General features: G+C 72.8%; 17 protein-coding genes. 10 read left to right on the top strand and 7 right to left on the bottom strand.

Annotated features, from left to right (window positions below; all coding sequences use genetic code 11):
• Positions 1-13: 13 nt before the first annotated feature.
• Positions 14-640 carry an aa3-type cytochrome oxidase subunit III gene (gene ctaE / locus DFQ13_RS22835; RefSeq protein ID WP_084175659.1) on the bottom strand — a complete coding sequence of 209 codons (627 nt, stop codon included), beginning with the start codon at positions 638-640 and terminating at the stop codon, positions 14-16.
• A 105-nt stretch (positions 641-745) separates the two neighbouring features.
• On the opposite strand from ctaE, the gene DFQ13_RS22830 reads away from it, so the two are divergent.
• From DFQ13_RS22830 to trpD, 3 genes are read left to right on the top strand one after another with little or no spacing between them, the layout of a single operon-like run.
• Positions 746-1,192, top strand: coding sequence for a hypothetical protein (locus tag DFQ13_RS22830; protein WP_052021235.1), 447 nt, complete (start codon positions 746-748; stop codon positions 1,190-1,192).
• 17 nt (positions 1,193-1,209) lie between these two features.
• Positions 1,210-1,620 carry a hypothetical protein gene (locus tag DFQ13_RS22825; RefSeq protein WP_110081285.1) on the top strand — a complete coding sequence of 137 codons (411 nt, stop codon included), beginning with the start codon at positions 1,210-1,212 and terminating at the stop codon, positions 1,618-1,620.
• Positions 1,621-1,634: 14 nt separating this feature from the next.
• Complete coding sequence (gene trpD / locus DFQ13_RS22820) at positions 1,635-2,705, top strand: anthranilate phosphoribosyltransferase (RefSeq protein WP_233427609.1); 1,071 nt, start codon at positions 1,635-1,637, stop codon at positions 2,703-2,705.
• A 66-nt stretch (positions 2,706-2,771) separates the two neighbouring features.
• Here trpD and DFQ13_RS22815 read toward each other — a convergent pair whose 3' ends face one another.
• Together DFQ13_RS22815 and ctaC are read right to left on the bottom strand one after the other, a co-directional pair.
• Positions 2,772-3,170 carry a cytochrome c oxidase subunit 4 gene (locus DFQ13_RS22815; RefSeq protein WP_035283287.1) on the bottom strand — a complete coding sequence of 133 codons (399 nt, stop codon included), beginning with the start codon at positions 3,168-3,170 and terminating at the stop codon, positions 2,772-2,774.
• 54 nt (positions 3,171-3,224) lie between these two features.
• Positions 3,225-4,109, bottom strand: a complete 885-nt coding sequence (gene ctaC, locus DFQ13_RS22810; protein ID WP_035283289.1) for an aa3-type cytochrome oxidase subunit II — start codon at positions 4,107-4,109, stop codon at positions 3,225-3,227.
• Between the two features lie 403 nt (positions 4,110-4,512).
• Here ctaC and asnB point away from each other — a divergent pair, with 403 nt between their 5' ends.
• On the top strand, positions 4,513-6,441 hold the full coding sequence (asnB, locus tag DFQ13_RS22805; protein ID WP_110081284.1) for an asparagine synthase (glutamine-hydrolyzing): 1,929 nt from the start codon (positions 4,513-4,515) through the stop codon (positions 6,439-6,441).
• A 137-nt stretch (positions 6,442-6,578) separates the two neighbouring features.
• Here asnB and DFQ13_RS22800 read toward each other — a convergent pair whose 3' ends face one another.
• Complete coding sequence (locus DFQ13_RS22800) at positions 6,579-7,511, bottom strand: carbohydrate kinase family protein (RefSeq protein WP_110081385.1); 933 nt, start codon at positions 7,509-7,511, stop codon at positions 6,579-6,581.
• 242 nt (positions 7,512-7,753) lie between these two features.
• Between DFQ13_RS22800 and DFQ13_RS22795 the strand changes: the two genes are divergently transcribed.
• Positions 7,754-7,936: a hypothetical protein gene (locus DFQ13_RS22795; protein WP_110081283.1), complete on the top strand. Its 183-nt coding sequence runs from the start codon at positions 7,754-7,756 to the stop codon at positions 7,934-7,936.
• A 72-nt stretch (positions 7,937-8,008) separates the two neighbouring features.
• On the opposite strand, the gene DFQ13_RS22790 is transcribed toward DFQ13_RS22795, so the two are convergent.
• Entirely contained in the window at positions 8,009-8,371 is a 363-nt protein-coding gene (locus DFQ13_RS22790; protein WP_035283294.1) for a HesB/IscA family protein, read from the bottom strand.
• A gap of 180 nt (positions 8,372-8,551) precedes the next feature.
• Positions 8,552-9,586, bottom strand: a complete 1,035-nt coding sequence (locus tag DFQ13_RS22785) for a glycerate kinase family protein (RefSeq protein ID WP_110081282.1) — start codon at positions 9,584-9,586, stop codon at positions 8,552-8,554.
• Between the two features lie 43 nt (positions 9,587-9,629).
• On the opposite strand from DFQ13_RS22785, the gene DFQ13_RS22780 reads away from it, so the two are divergent.
• Entirely contained in the window at positions 9,630-10,280 is a 651-nt protein-coding gene (locus DFQ13_RS22780; protein WP_035283343.1) for a DUF3043 domain-containing protein, read from the top strand.
• A gap of 68 nt (positions 10,281-10,348) precedes the next feature.
• Positions 10,349-11,338 carry an aldo/keto reductase family protein gene (locus DFQ13_RS22775; RefSeq protein ID WP_110081281.1) on the top strand — a complete coding sequence of 330 codons (990 nt, stop codon included), beginning with the start codon at positions 10,349-10,351 and terminating at the stop codon, positions 11,336-11,338.
• A gap of 13 nt (positions 11,339-11,351) precedes the next feature.
• Here DFQ13_RS22775 and DFQ13_RS22770 read toward each other — a convergent pair whose 3' ends face one another.
• Entirely contained in the window at positions 11,352-11,549 is a 198-nt protein-coding gene (locus DFQ13_RS22770) for a hypothetical protein (protein WP_110081280.1), read from the bottom strand.
• On the opposite strand from DFQ13_RS22770, the gene DFQ13_RS22765 reads away from it, so the two are divergent.
• From DFQ13_RS22765 to cobS, 3 genes are read left to right on the top strand one after another with little or no spacing between them, the layout of a single operon-like run.
• Positions 11,548-12,108, top strand: a complete 561-nt coding sequence (locus DFQ13_RS22765) for a bifunctional adenosylcobinamide kinase/adenosylcobinamide-phosphate guanylyltransferase (RefSeq protein WP_110081279.1) — start codon at positions 11,548-11,550, stop codon at positions 12,106-12,108. The two genes, DFQ13_RS22770 and DFQ13_RS22765, sit on opposite strands and share 2 nt — an antisense overlap.
• Positions 12,109-12,134: 26 nt before the next feature.
• A complete protein-coding gene (cobT, locus tag DFQ13_RS22760; RefSeq protein WP_110081278.1) occupies positions 12,135-13,211 on the top strand; it encodes a nicotinate-nucleotide--dimethylbenzimidazole phosphoribosyltransferase in 1,077 nt (358 codons plus the stop codon).
• Positions 13,208-13,918, top strand: a complete 711-nt coding sequence (gene cobS, locus DFQ13_RS22755; RefSeq protein WP_110081277.1) for an adenosylcobinamide-GDP ribazoletransferase — start codon at positions 13,208-13,210, stop codon at positions 13,916-13,918. The genes cobT and cobS overlap by 4 nt, the downstream gene beginning before the upstream one ends.
• Positions 13,919-13,945: the final 27 nt, after the last annotated feature.

Genomic DNA, 13,945 nt, shown 5'->3' with positions numbered 1-13,945 from the left:
TGAGCGGGGTCCGTCATGGCACGAGGTAGATGACGGCGAACAGGCCGATCCACACGACGTCGACGAAGTGCCAGTAGTACGAGACCACGATCGCCGAGGTGGCCTGGGCGGGGGTGAACTTGCTCAGCCTGGTCCGGACGAGCAGGTAGACGAAGGCGATGAGGCCGCCGATGACGTGCAGTCCGTGGAAGCCGGTGGTCAGGAAGAACACCGTGCCGAACGGTCCGGACGGGATCGTCAGGCCCTCGTGGACGAGGTTGTAGTACTCGTAGGCCTGGCCCGCGACGAAGATCGCCCCCATGACCAGGGTGGCCACGTACCACCGGCGCAGGCCGAACACGTCACCGCGCTCGGCGGCGAACACGCCGAGCTGGCAGGTGAACGACGAGAGCACCAGGATGATGGTGAACGGCAGCGCGTAGGGGACGTTCAGGTGGAACTCCTCCCCACCGGCCAGCGGCGGCGGCCACGCTTGGTCGCCGTTCTGCGCCTTGACGGTGAAGAACATGGCGAAGAGTCCGGCGAAGAACATCAGCTCGCTGGACAGCCACACGATGGTGCCGACGCTGACCATGTTCGGCCGGTTCAGCGAGTGCACACGCTGGCCAATGGAGGGCGCTGCTGCAGTCACGCGTCGCATTATGTCCTGCGACGACACGCCACGCCCGGGCGGGGCGCGAGTAGACCGCGTCACACCGCCGTCATCGCCGCGATATGAGCGCGGATGCGCAATTCGGGAGCCGAGATGTCTTTTCTGGACCGCGTCCGCGGCCTGTTCGGGCGCGCGGAGCCGCCGCCGCTGCCGGTCGACGACCCGGACCTGGTGGTCGTCGCCGGGAGCTTCGACCCGGCGGAGGCCGCCTCGTCGGTGCTGGCCGCCGCCGCGGGCTGGCGCGAGGGCGAGCAGGCGGTGCTGCGCCACCACCTGGAGCTGCCGCCGGAGCGGGCGGGCGAGGCGGCGGGGTTGATCGGTCAAGACGGCTACGAGCTGCGCGGTCCGGTCCCCGGGCCGGACGGGTCGACCCGGTTCCACGCCGTGCGGGCGCAGGTGGTGACGGCGCTGGAGTGCGCGCGGGAGCGGTCGCGGATGGCGAGCCTGGCGCAGCGGCTGGGCGGGGACGCCCCGGGCTGGGACGTGTTGCAGCCCCGGCGGGGTGAGACCGATAACATCGCGGGGTCCGATCTGACCTGAGCCTGAGGACGTCGAGCATGAGCACTCAGCCCCTGAAGATCCTGGTGTTCAGCCACCGGCCCGAGGTGCGGGAGAGCATCGTCACAGCCGTGGGCAGGCGACCGGCCGCGGACGTGGGCCGGGTGGTCTTCGTCGAGGTGGGCACCGTGTCCGACGTGCTGATGGAGATGGACGGCGGCGGCATCGACCTGGCGATCCTCGACGGCGAGGCGCAGCCGACCGGCGGCATCGGCCTGTGCAGGCAGCTCAAGGACGAGATCACCGACTGTCCCCCGATCGTGATCGCGGTGCGCCGCAAGGACGACCGCTGGCTGGCGACCTGGTCGCGCGCCGAGGCGGTGCTGGTGCACCCGCTCGACCCGCTGACCGCCGCCGAGACCGTGGCCGATGTGCTGCGCTCGCAGCGCCTGCCCGTCGTCCGCGGCTGAGCGGGTCGGTCCCCGTGGTCATCCCGGTCCCCACCGGCCAGCCGCCCTCGTGGCCGGGCCTGCTCAACCGCCTGATCGAACGCGCCGACCTCACCGAGGCGGACACCACGTGGGCGATGGGCCAGATCATGTCCGGCAGCGCCACCCCGGCGCAGATCGCCGGGTTCGCCGTCGCGCTGCGGGCCAAGGGCGAGACGCCGCAGGAGATCGCGGGCATGGCCGCGGGCATGCTGGCGCACGCCCGGCTGGTGCACGTCGACGGGCACGCGGTGGACGTCGTCGGCACCGGCGGCGACCAGGCGCACACCGTGAACATCTCCACCATGGCCGCGATCACCGCCGCCGCCGCCGGGGTGCCGGTGGTCAAGCACGGCAACCGGGCCGCGTCCTCGCAGTGCGGCACGGCCGACGTGCTGGAGGAGCTGGGGGTGGCGATCGAGCTGTCGCCGGACGCGGTGGCCACCTGCGTGCGCGAGGTGGGCATCGGCTTCTGCTTCGCCGCGGTGTTCCACCCGGCGTTCCGGGTCACCGGCCCGCCGCGCCGCGAGCTGGGCATCCCCACGGTGTTCAACGTGCTGGGCCCGCTGACGAACCCGGCGAAGCCGACCGCGGGCCTGGTGGGCTGCGCGAACCTGCGAATGGCGCCGCTGGTGGCGGAGGTGTTCGCCGGGCGCGGCGCGAGCGTGCTGGTGGTGCGCGGTGAGGACAACCTGGACGAGATCACCACGACGACCACGACGCGGGCCTGGGTGGTCTCCGGCGGGGTCGTGCGCGAGGAGCGGATCGACCCGGCGCGGTTGGGCGTCTCCCCCGCCACCCCGGCCGACCTGCGCGGTGGTGACGCGGCGTTCAACGCCGCGGTGGTGCGGGACCTGGTGGCGGGCAAGCCGGGGCCGGTGCGCGACGCGGTGCTGCTGAACGCGGCCGGGGCGATCGCGGCGTTCCGCGGCTTCACCGGCGACCTGCACGCGGACCTGGAGGCGGGTCTGGGGCAGGCCGCGCACGCGCTGGACTCCGGTGCGGGGGCGACGCTGCTGGACCGCTGGACGGCGACGTCGCGCAGGCTGGCCGCCAAGGAAGCCTGAGACCACGAACGAGAAGAGGCTCCACCCGATCGGATCGGGTGGAGCCTCTTGTCGTGTCTGCTGTGGTTACTCGGCGTCGGGCCGGGTGTGGTACTCGAACACCAGGCCACCGACGGTGAAGAGCACCAGGACGACGGCGATCACCAGGAGCCACACCTGCCAGAACGCCATGGCGAAGCCCGCGAGCGCGGCGGAGGCGGCCACCGCCACCGGCCAGTAGCTGCCAGGGGAGAAGAAGCCCAGCTCACCGGCGCCGTCGCTGACCTCGGCGTCCGGGTTGTCCTCCGGGCGCTGCTCCAGCCGCCGGGCGATGAAGTGGAAGTAGGAACCCACGATCAGCGACAGCCCGCCGGTCAGGATGAGGGCCACCGTTCCCACCGCCTCGCCCGCCCACAGGCCGTAGACGATCGCGGAGAGAAAGAAGAAGCCGGTCGTGACGTCGAAGAGCCTGGCTTCGACCTTCATGGTGTCCTCGCATTCACCTGTCGTACCGCCGTCGTGTCCATCGGGGCCCGCGTCCTAGTTGGACGCGGTGCGCACGGTGCGGTCGGTGTTGAACGGCTTGGTGGTCACCGCGGTCGGGGTGCACAGCTCGCCGCAGTTCATCTGCGCCAGCGCCTCACCCGCGGTGTAGTTCTTGTTCGTCTTCGGGTTGGTCTGCCCGCGCAGCCGCATGTACTGGTCGAACAGGTCGGGGGTGATCGCCCGGACCTCGAAGTTCATGACCGCGTGGTAGGTGCCGCACAGCTCGGCGCAGCGGCCCACGAAGGACCCGGTCTGGTCGATCGAGTTCTGGAAGGTGTAGTCCTGCTCGTTCTTCTCCGGCATGGGGAAGACGTCCCGCTTGAACAGGAACTCCGGGACGAAGAACGAGTGGATGACGTCGCGGGAGCGCAGGTTGTACTGGATGGTGCGGTCGGTGGGCAGCACCAGCAGCGGGATCTCGGCGCTGCTGCCGACGGTGCGCACCTTGTCGTCCTCGCTCGGCTGCACCAACTGACCGGACTCGGTCTTGTAGGAGTTGTAGCCGAACTCCCAGTTCCACTGGAAGGCGAGCACGTCGACGGTGACGTCGGGCTCCTTCTCCGCCTGCACGTAGTTCTGCGTCGTGGCGGTGAAGTAGAAGAGCACGACCACGATGACGACCGGGATGCCGGTGTAGATCAGCTCCAGGAAGTGGTTGTACTGGAACTGCTTGGGCAGCTTGTCGCCGCGCTTGCGGTGCGCGACCACCGGCCACATGATCAGCGCCCAGGTGATGAGGCCGATGACCAGGGCGGCGACGACCGACCAGGTCCAGAACTCGCGCATCCGGTCGGCCTGCGGCGTGACGCCCTCGGGCCAGCCGAAGCGCAGGACCTGCTCGGTGGAGCACCCGGAGGCGCCGAGCACGACCAGCAGCATGAGGCAGGCGAGCTTGGCCGGCCGGCCGAGCGGCGTGCGGTTCCCGTGCCCTGCGGCACCGGAGGCAGGTGTGCCCACTGCGCGACTCCTCCTCGAGGCGATCTTCCCGTGACCCCCGCGACGGGCGGGTGCTCACCGCTGGGGCAGCGGCGATCCACGCTCGTCTGGAGCCATGCGGAGCCTAGCCCAGCGACCCCGGCCACACCCTGCGAGGGGTGAGCGGACGTCGGTCACACTTCGGGGCGAGCACGACCTTGTCATCCCCGCGCAACCCCGCCCGGCATACTGGCGTCTCCGCTGAGGAGCCGCCGCCGCGACGAAGCTGTCCCGGCGACGCGGCCTGACCGCCCGGCTCCCCACCGGGCGGCTTCCCCCGGCTCGACACGAGAGGTGCGCGAGAAGCGTGTGCGGTCTGCTTGGCCTGGTCTGCCCTTCGGAGATGGACGCCGCCGCGGCCCGCGGGGCCGTCGGTGCCGCGATGCGCTGCCAGCGGCACCGCGGCCCGGACGAGAGCGGGACCTGGACCGGCGGTGAGGCCGTCTTCGGCTTCAACCGCCTGGCGATGATCGACCTGGAGCACTCCCACCAGCCGCTGGTGTGGGGTCCGCCGGAGGCTCCGGGCCGCTACACCCTGCTGTTCAACGGCGAGATCTACAACTACCTGGAGCTGCGCGCGGAGCTGGCGGAGCGGCACGGTGCGCGGTTCAGCACCGACGGCGACTCGGAGACGATCGTCGCCGCCTACCACTACCTCGGCGACGCCGCGGTCCCCCGGCTGCGCGGCATGTTCGCGTTCCTGATCTGGGATTCCCAGCGCCAGGTCCTCTTCGGTGCGCGCGACCCGTTCGGCATCAAGCCGCTGTTCTACGCGGTGGGCCCCGGCGGGGTGGCGTTCTCCAGCGAGAAGAAGTCGATCCTGGAGCTGGCGCCGGTCATCGGCGTGCGGCAGGAACTGGACCGCCGGGCGTTGCAGCACTACCTGACGCTCCAGTACGTGCCCGAGCCCGCCACGATGCACACCCAGGTGCACCGGGTGGAGTCCGGGCACTCGTTCACGCTGGTCCCCGGTGAGGAGCCGGTGATCCGGCGGTACTGGACGCCCCGGTTCGCCCCGACCCCGGTGCACGGCCAGGCCGAGGCGGATGCGCTGCACGACCGCATCGCCGACGTGCTCAGCGACTCGGTCCGGGTGCACATGCGCGCGGACGTGACCGTGGGGTCGTTCCTGTCCGGTGGCATCGACTCCACCGCGATCGCCGCGCTGGCCCGCAGGCACAACCCGGACCTGGTGACCTTCACCACCGGCTTCGAGCGGCAGGGGTACTCCGAGATCGACGTGGCCGCCGAGTCGGCCGCCGCGATCGGGGTCAAGCACGTGGTCCGCACGGTGTCGGCGGACGACATGATGTCCGCGCTGCCGCTGATCGTGTGGTACCTGGACGACCCGGTGGCCGACCCGGCGCTGGTGCCGCTGTGGTTCATCGCCCGCGAGGCCCGCAAGCACGTGAAGGTGGTGCTGTCCGGCGAGGGCGCGGACGAGCTGTTCGGCGGGTACACGATCTACCGGGAGCCGCTGTCGCTGGCGCCGTTCGAGCGGGTGCCGGGGGCGCTGCGCAAGATCATGGGCAAGGTGTCGACGAAGATCCCGGAGGGCACCCGCGGCAAGGACCTGCTGCGGCGGGGGGCGCTGTCGCTGGAGGACCGCTACTACGGCAACGCCCGGATCTTCCGGGAGGACCAGTTGCAGCAGGTGCTGCGGACCTACGACCCCCGGGTGGGTCACCGGGACGTGACCGCCGCCGCGTACCGGGAGTCGGCGGCGCTGGACCCGGTGACCCGGATGCAGCACGTGGACCTCTACACCTGGTTGCGCGGGGACATCCTGGTCAAGGCCGACAAGGTGACCATGGCGAACTCGCTGGAGCTGCGGGTGCCGTTCCTGGACCCCGAGGTGTTCAAGGTGGCGGCGACCGTGCCGCTGGAGCAGAAGATCACCAAGGAGACCACGAAGTACGCGCTGCGGCAGGCGATGCGCCGGATCGTCCCGGAGCACGTGCTCAACCGGCGCAAGCTGGGGTTCCCGGTGCCGATCCGGATCTGGCTGCGGTCGGAGATGTACGACTGGGCCCGCGACATCGTGCTGCAGTCGCAGACCGACGCGCTGATCGACAAGAACGCGGTGCTGCGGCTGCTGGAGGAGCACCGGGCCGGGACGCTGGACCACTCGCGGCGGATCTGGGCGCTGCTGGTGTTCATGCTGTGGCACGGGATCTTCATCGAGCGCCGGATCGCGCCGGTGGTGCCCGAGCCGCGCTACCCGGTCAAGCTCTGAGCGTCTTCTCGCGCTGACGGCCGCCCCTGTCCGGGGCGGCCGTCGGCGTTGTGCGGTCTTCCCGGGACGGTCCACCCCGGACAGCCGCGAGCCCCGGCCGGGTGGTGCCGGGCCGGGGCTCGCGGTCGTGGTCGCGGTCAGGGCAGGATCGGGGCGATCTCCGCCGCGGCCTCGGGGCCGAAGGCGTCGCTGAGGCGGGCGAGGGCCGCCTCCTTGCCGAAGGTCCACTCCTGGGTGCCGACGGTCTCCAGCACCAGGGTGGCGATGAGCGAGCCGAGCTGCGCGGCGCGCTCCAGGCCCAGGCCCTGGGTGATGGCGGCGACGAAGCCCGCGCGGAAGCCGTCGCCGACGCCGGTGGGGTCGACCTTGGCGGTCTCCGGGACGGCGCTGACGGTGAGGCTGGTGCCGTCCTTGCGGACGATCTCCACGCCCTTGGCGCCGAGGGTGGTGACGCGCAGGCCGACCTTCTCCATGACCTCCTGGTCGGACCAGCCGGTCTTCTGCCGCAGCAGCTCCCACTCGTAGTCGTTGGTGAACAGGTAGTCCGCGCCGGTGACGAAGTCGCGGATCTGCGCGCCGTCCATGCGGGCCATCTGCTGGGAGGGGTCGACGGCGAAGGCGTAGCCGCGCTGGCGGCACTCCTGGGCGTGGCGGAGCATGCCCTCCGGGTCGTCCGGGCCGATCAGGACCAGGTCGAGCTTGCCCGCCTTGGCCTCGATCGGGTGCAGCTCGATCTGCCGGGACTCCGACATGGCGCCCGCGTAGAACGAGGCGATCTGGTTCATCTCGTCGTCGGTGGTGCAGACGAAGCGGGCGGTGTGGGCGACCTCGGAGACGTGCACGCCCGCGCAGTCGACCCCGTGCCGCTCCAGCCAGGAGCGGTAGTCGGCGAAGTCCGCCCCGACCGCACCCACCAGGACCGGCGAGCAGCCCAGGACGCCCAGGCCGAAGGCGATGTTGGCGCCGATGCCGCCGCGGCGGACCACCAGGTCGTCGACGAGGAAGCTCAGCGACACCTTGTGGAGCTGCTCGGCGACGAGCTGCTCGGAGAACTTCCCCGGGAAGTGCATCAGGTTGTCGGTGGCGATACTTCCGGAGACTGCGACGGGCACGAGGCCTCTCCCTGTGTGGGTGGTCGACGCCCGAGGGGTCGACGGGGCGTGGGGTCTGATTCGATCAACCGGCGATCGAGATTCGATCAGCCCGCGCTCGTGCGGGCAACCACCGGTCGGGGTAGTCGTCGACCATTCGGCCCAACACTACTGGTCGGTACCCCTGGGAAGTGACGTTGATTACGTTTACCGTGCAGGGCATGAGCACTCCAGAAGCGGACACCATGGCCGAGCTGATCGCGGACTGCGCGGACCTGCCGACCGGCCTCACCGTCGACCCGGAGCTCGTCTCCGCGGGCATCCCGGCCGCCAGGGCGGCGGCGTTGTGGTGGGTCTCCGAGGCCAACGCGGCCCAGGTCATCGACCTCGACGAGTACGTGTAACCGCCGACCGGCACGCCAAGAGGGCCACGATCCGACGATCGTGGCCCTCTTGGCGCGTGGGTGCTCCCGGACTCAGTGGAACGAGTCGCCGCAGGCGCAGCTGCCGCCCGCGTTCGGGTTGTCGATGGTGAAGCCCTGCTTCTCGATGGTGTCGACGAAGTCGATCACGGCGCCGTCGACGTACGGGGCGCTCATCCGGTCCACGGCGACCTTGAGGCCGTCGTAGTCGCGGAACAGGTCGCCGTCGAGGGTGCGCTCGTCGAAGAAGAGCTGGTAGCGCAGGCCAGCGCAGCCGCCGGGCTGCACGGCGATGCGCAGGTGCATGTCGTCGCGGCCCTCCTGGTCGAGCAGCGCCTTGGCCTTGGTGGCGGCCTCGGCGGACAGCTTGACACCGTGGGTCGCCGCTTCGGTGCCGTTCTCCTGGGCGGTCGTCATGGTTCTCCCTTGGCTGGTCCTACGCCGGTGGCGGACCCAGTGGGGCCCTCGATCGGGACAACAGACGCAGGCACGGATTTTGTTCCCGCCCCATGGTGACACAGCCGGGCGCGGAGCGGACGCGCACCGCGTCACGCCCCGGTCCGCCCGCACCGCGCGTCGCGGCCCGCCCACCAGCGGTCACCGCCACTGCCGGGCCACGTGCTCGGCCAGGTCGGCGAGGGTGCCCGCCGGATCGGCCAGGGCCGCGGCCACCGACCCGGCGTGCTCGGCGGCGGAGTGCGCCTCGGCCACCCCCGCCGACGCCGCCTGCCTGCGCCCGACCGACACCTGACCGGCCAGCACCAGGCACGGCACGCCGCGCTCGGCCGCGGCCCCGGCCACCGCGGTGACCAGCTTGCCGCGCAGCGACTGCCAGTCGAAGCTGCCCTCGCCGGTGACCGCGAGCCCGGCGCGGGCCACGGCGGCGGCCAGGCCGGTGGCCCCGGCGACCAGACCCGCCCCGGAGGTCACCTCGGCGCCCAGGGCCAGCAGCGCGAAGCCCAGGCCGCCCGCCGCCCCGGCGCCGGGGTGCCCGCGCGGGTCGCGGCCGGTGCGGGCGGCCAGCTCGTCGGCCCACCCGGCCAGCCGGGCCTCCAGGCGGGCCACCGCGGCCGGGTCAGCGCCCTTCTGCGGGCCGAACACCACCGCCGCGCCGTGCGGGCCGAGCAGGGGGTTCTCCACGTCCGCCGCGGCCACCAGGCGCACCCCGGACAGGTCGAGCGCGCCGAGTCCGTCGATGAGCCCCGCTCCCCCGTCCGTGGTCGCCGAACCGCCGAGGCCGACCACGACCCGTCGCGCACCCGCCGTGACGGCGGCGGCCACCAGCTCGCCGACCCCGCGGGTGGTGGTCGTCTCGCACACCCCGGCGCGGCGGTCGGCGGGCACCAGGTGCAGGCCCGCGGCCTCGGCGGACTCCAGGTAGGCGGTCTCCCCCACCAGCAGCCAGGAAGCGTCGACCAGGTCGCCCAGGGGGCCGCTGACCTGCACTTGGTGGACCTCGCCGCCCAGGGCGCCGTGCAGCACGGGGACGAAACCGGGGCCGCCGTCGGCCAGCGGGCGCAGCAGCAGTTCGTGCGCCGGAGCACCCCGGCGCCAGCCCGCGGCGATCGCCTCGGCGGCGGCCCGGGAGGTCAGGGTGCCCCCGAAACCGTCGGGCGCGATGACGACCAGCACGGGCGCAGCGTATCCACCGAGCGGGTTGTCATACCCTGTACAGGTGAGGTTCCTCCGTCGCACCAGCGCAGACAGCCCCGAAGCCGAACAGGTGGAGGAGGCTGCCGTGACCGTGGGCGACACCACCAAGGCCCGCACCCCCGGCAAGGGCAGGCCGACCCCCAAGCGGCGCGAGGCCGAGGGCCGCAGGCGCGGCCCGGTGGCGCCGCCGCCGAAGACCACCCGCGAGGCCATGCGCCGCGCCCGCGGCAGCAAGGAGGAGCGCGCCGAGCTGGCCGCCCAGCGCAAGCTCCAGCGCATCGAGCAGCGCAAGCGGATGAACGAGGGCGACGACCGCTACCTGATGCCGCGCGACCGCGGCCCGGTCAAGGCCTACATCCGCGACCTGGTGGACTCCCGGCGCAACCTGCTGGGGCTGTTCATGCCGCTGGCGGTGGTGGTGTTCCTGTCGCTGCTGGTGCCCTCGCTGGCGATCCAGCAGTACGCGACGCTGGCCTGCCTGCTGATGCTGGTCGCCATGGTCGTCGAGGGCGTGCTCAACGGCCGCCGGATCGCCAAGCGGGTGCGGGCGAAGTTCCCGAAGGACACCAGCCGCGGCTTCTCCATCGGCTGGTACGGGTTCGTGCGCGCCACCCAGCTCCGCAAGCTGCGCGTGCCCAAGCCCCGGGTGCGCGCGGGCGACGCCGTCGCCTGACCGCCCCGGCTGCTCTGTCCACTCTCAACAGTTAGCACAACGAAGCACCTCGGATTAGGCTCGTTCCTATGGAACACCGCCGCCTGGGCCGCAGTGGCCTCAACGTCTCCGAGATCTCCTACGGCAACTGGCTGACCCACGGCTCGCAGGTCGAGGAGGACGCCGCGCAGGCCTGCGTGCGCGCCGCCCTCGACGCGGGCATCACCACCTTCGACACCGCCGACGTCTACGCCAACACCAAGGCCGAGTCGGTCCTCGGCCGCGCCCTCAAGGGGCAGCGGCGCGAGGGCCTGGAGATCTTCACCAAGGTCTTCTGGCCGACCGGTCCCGGCGGCCCCAACGACAAGGGCCTGGGCCGCAAGCACGTCATGGAGTCCGCGCACGCCTCCCTGCAGCGGCTCGGCACCGACTACCTCGACCTCTACCAGGCGCACCGGTTCGACCGGACCACGCCGCTGGAGGAGACCATGCTCGCCTTCGCCGACCTGGTGCGGCAGGGCAAGGTCCTCTACATCGGCGTCTCGGAGTGGACCGCGGACCAGATCACCCGGGGCGCGGCGCTGGCCCGGGAGCTGAACGTGCCGTTCATCTCCAACCAGCCGCAGTACTCGATGCTGTGGCGGGTCATCGAGAAGCAGGTCGTGCCCACCTCCGAGCGGGAGGGCCTGGGCCAGGTCGTGTGGTCGCCGATCGCGCAGGGCGTGCTGACCGGCAAGTACGCGCCGGGGGCCGAGCCGCCCGCCGGGTCCCGGGCGACCGACGAGACCGGCGGCAAGAACATGATCTCCCGCTGGCTGCGCGACGACGTGCTCACCGCCGTGCAGCAGCTCAAGCCGCTGGCCGAGCAGGCCGGGCTGAGCATGGCGCAGCTCGCGGTGGCGTGGGTCTTGCAGAACCAGAACGTCGCCTCGGCCATCATCGGCGCGTCCCGCCCGGAGCAGGTCGTCGACAACGCCGCCGCGGCGGGCAGGAAGCTCGACGCCGACCTGCTCAAGGCGATCGACGACGTGCTCGCCGACGTGGTCGTCACGGACCCGTCGCTGACCGTCAGCCCCTGAGCCGCACCCGCGGTCAGGGGGTGCGCAGGCCCATCGGGCCGTAGACCTCGGTCTCCCCGTCGAGCAGGGTCACCTGCTTGACGCCGGATTCCAGCAGGTCCGGCCAGGTGGTGCTGAACCAGTCCTCGGCCTCGGCCTGGTCGTCGAAGGTGACGGCCGGGCCGGGGACGGGGCCGCCGGTGGTGTCCTCGTAGCGCCAACTGAAGCTCATGCCCGGGACGGTAGCGTGCCCGGACGTGAAGACGCTGGTGCTGGGCGGGGCCCGGTCGGGCAAGTCCGCGCACGCCGAGGGCCTGCTCCCGGCCGACGGCCCGGCCACCTACCTGGCCACCGCCCGCCGGGTGCCGGGCGACGCGGAGTGGGACGCGCGGATCGCCACCCACGTCGACCGCAGGCCCGCCACCTGGCGCACGGTGGAGGTCCCGGACACCGGGTCCCTCGTCGCCGCCCTGTCCGCGGCCCGCGCGGGCGACCCGCCGCTGCTGCTCGACGACGTGGCGACCTGGCTCACCGGTGCCCTCGACGACGCCGCGGCCTGGACCACCCCGGGGATCACGGTGGCGGCCGAGCGGGCGCGGCTGGTCGACGCGGTCGCCGCGTGCGCGGCGCCGCTGGTGGTGGTGTCGGCCGAGGTCGGGCTGGGTGTGGTTCCCGCGACCCGTTCTGGCAGGCTCTTCCGCGACGAACTCGGCGCGGTCAACGCGTCCCTGGCCGAGGTGAGCACCGAGGTGCTGCTGCTGGTCGCGGGCCTGCCGCTGCGGCTGCGCTGACGCTGAACCCCCTCGGAGGCACCCCGGTGAGCACCGACTTCCCGCACGTGACCGCGCCGGACGCGACCGCCCGCCGCGAGGCCGTCGCCCGGCACGAGCGGCTGACCAAGCCGCAGGGCTCGCTGGGGCGGCTGGAGGAGCTCGGGGTGTGGGTGGCGGCCTGCCAGGGCCAGTGCCCGCCGAAGCCGTTCGCCCGGCCCAGGGTGGTCGTGTTCGCCGGTGACCACGGGGTCGCCGCGCACGGGGTCTCGGCGTTCCCGAGCGAGGTCACCGGCCAGATGGTGGCGAACTTCCTCACCGGGGGCGCGGCGGTCAACGTGCTGGCCTCGGTCGCCGGGGCGACCGTGCGGGTGGTGGACCTGTCGGTCGACACCGACGGCGCGGGGCTGCCCGAGCAGGTCACCGCGCACAAGGTCCGCCGCTCGTCCGGGTCGGTCGACCGCGAGGACGCCCTGTCCGACGCCGAGGTGCGCGCGGCGATCACCGCCGGTCGCGCGATCGCCGACGAGGAGGTCGACAGCGGGGCGGACCTGCTGGTCGCCGGTGACATGGGCATCGGCAACACCACCCCCGCCTCGGTGCTGATCGCCGCGCTGACCGGCGCGGAGCCGGTGGCCGTGGTCGGCCGCGGCACCGGCATCGACGACCGGGGGTGGATGCGCAAGGCGGTGGCCGTCCGCGACGGCCTGCGCCGGGCCCGCCGGGTGTCGGGCGACCCGGTGGCGCTGCTGCGCGCCGCCTCGGGCGCGGACATCGCGGCCATGGCGGCGTTCCTGGCGCAGGCGGCCGTGCGCCGGACACCGGTGATCCTCGACGGGTTGATCAGCGCGGCGGCGGCGCTGGTCGCCGAGGAACTGGCGCCGGGCGCGTCGGCGTGGTGGGTCGCCGGGCACCGGTCGGTGGAACCCGCGCACACCCTCGCCCTGGAACAGCTCGACCTCACGCCGCTGCTGGAACTGGACCTGCGGCTGGGCGAGGGGTCCGGCGCGCTCGCCGCGCTGCCCCTGGTCTCCATGGCGACCCGCGTCCTGGCCGAGATGGCGACCTTCGAGGACGCGGGGGTCAGCGGGCGCGACACCCCGCTGCCGACCGACGCCGGATGACCGGTCTGCGGCTGGCCCTGTCCTGGCTGACCGTGCTGCCGCTGCACGTCGACTCGGTGGACACCCGGGCGGCCCGCTCGGCGATCGCGGTGGCACCCGTGGTCGGCGCCCTGCTCGGGCTGTTGGCCGCCGGGGTGCTGTGGCTGCCGTTCCCGCCGCTGCTCGCGGGGGTGCTGGCGGTGGGCGTGCTGGCGCTGGTGACCCGGGGGATGCACCTGGACGGGCTGGCGGACACCGCGGACGGGCTCGGCTGCTACGGGCCGCCGGAGCGGGCGCTGGCGGTCATGAAGGGCGGCGACGTCGGGCCGTTCGGGGTGGTGGCGCTGATCGTCGTGCTGGGGGTCGAGGCGGTGGCGCTGCCGTCGGTGCCGTGGGCGGGGGTCGTGCTCGCGCTGGCGGCCGGGCGGACGGCGTTCGGGGCGTGCTGCGTGCGCGGGGTCCCGGCGGCGCGGTTGGACGGGTTGGGCGCGCTGGTCGCCGGGACGCAGCCGTGGTGGGTGCCCGCGGGGTGGGCGGTGCTGCTGGCCGCCGCGGGGCTGGTGGCGGTGGGGCCGAGGGCGGCGGTGGGGGTGGTGGTCGCGGCGGCGGTGGTGGCGCTGCTGGTGGCGCACACGCGGCGCCGCTTCGGCGGGGTCACCGGGGACGTGCTGGGCGCGGCCTGCGAACTCACCACGGCGGTCGTGCTGGCCGCGTGCACGCTGAGCTGAGCGGGGCGGGCCGGAGCCCGCCCCGCT

The organism is Actinokineospora spheciospongiae, assembly GCF_003182415.1.
Classification (GTDB): Bacteria; Actinomycetota; Actinomycetes; order Mycobacteriales; family Pseudonocardiaceae; genus Actinokineospora; species Actinokineospora spheciospongiae.
Note: the sequence above shows the minus strand (reverse complement) of the source record. Positions and strands in the feature narration are given on the sequence as shown.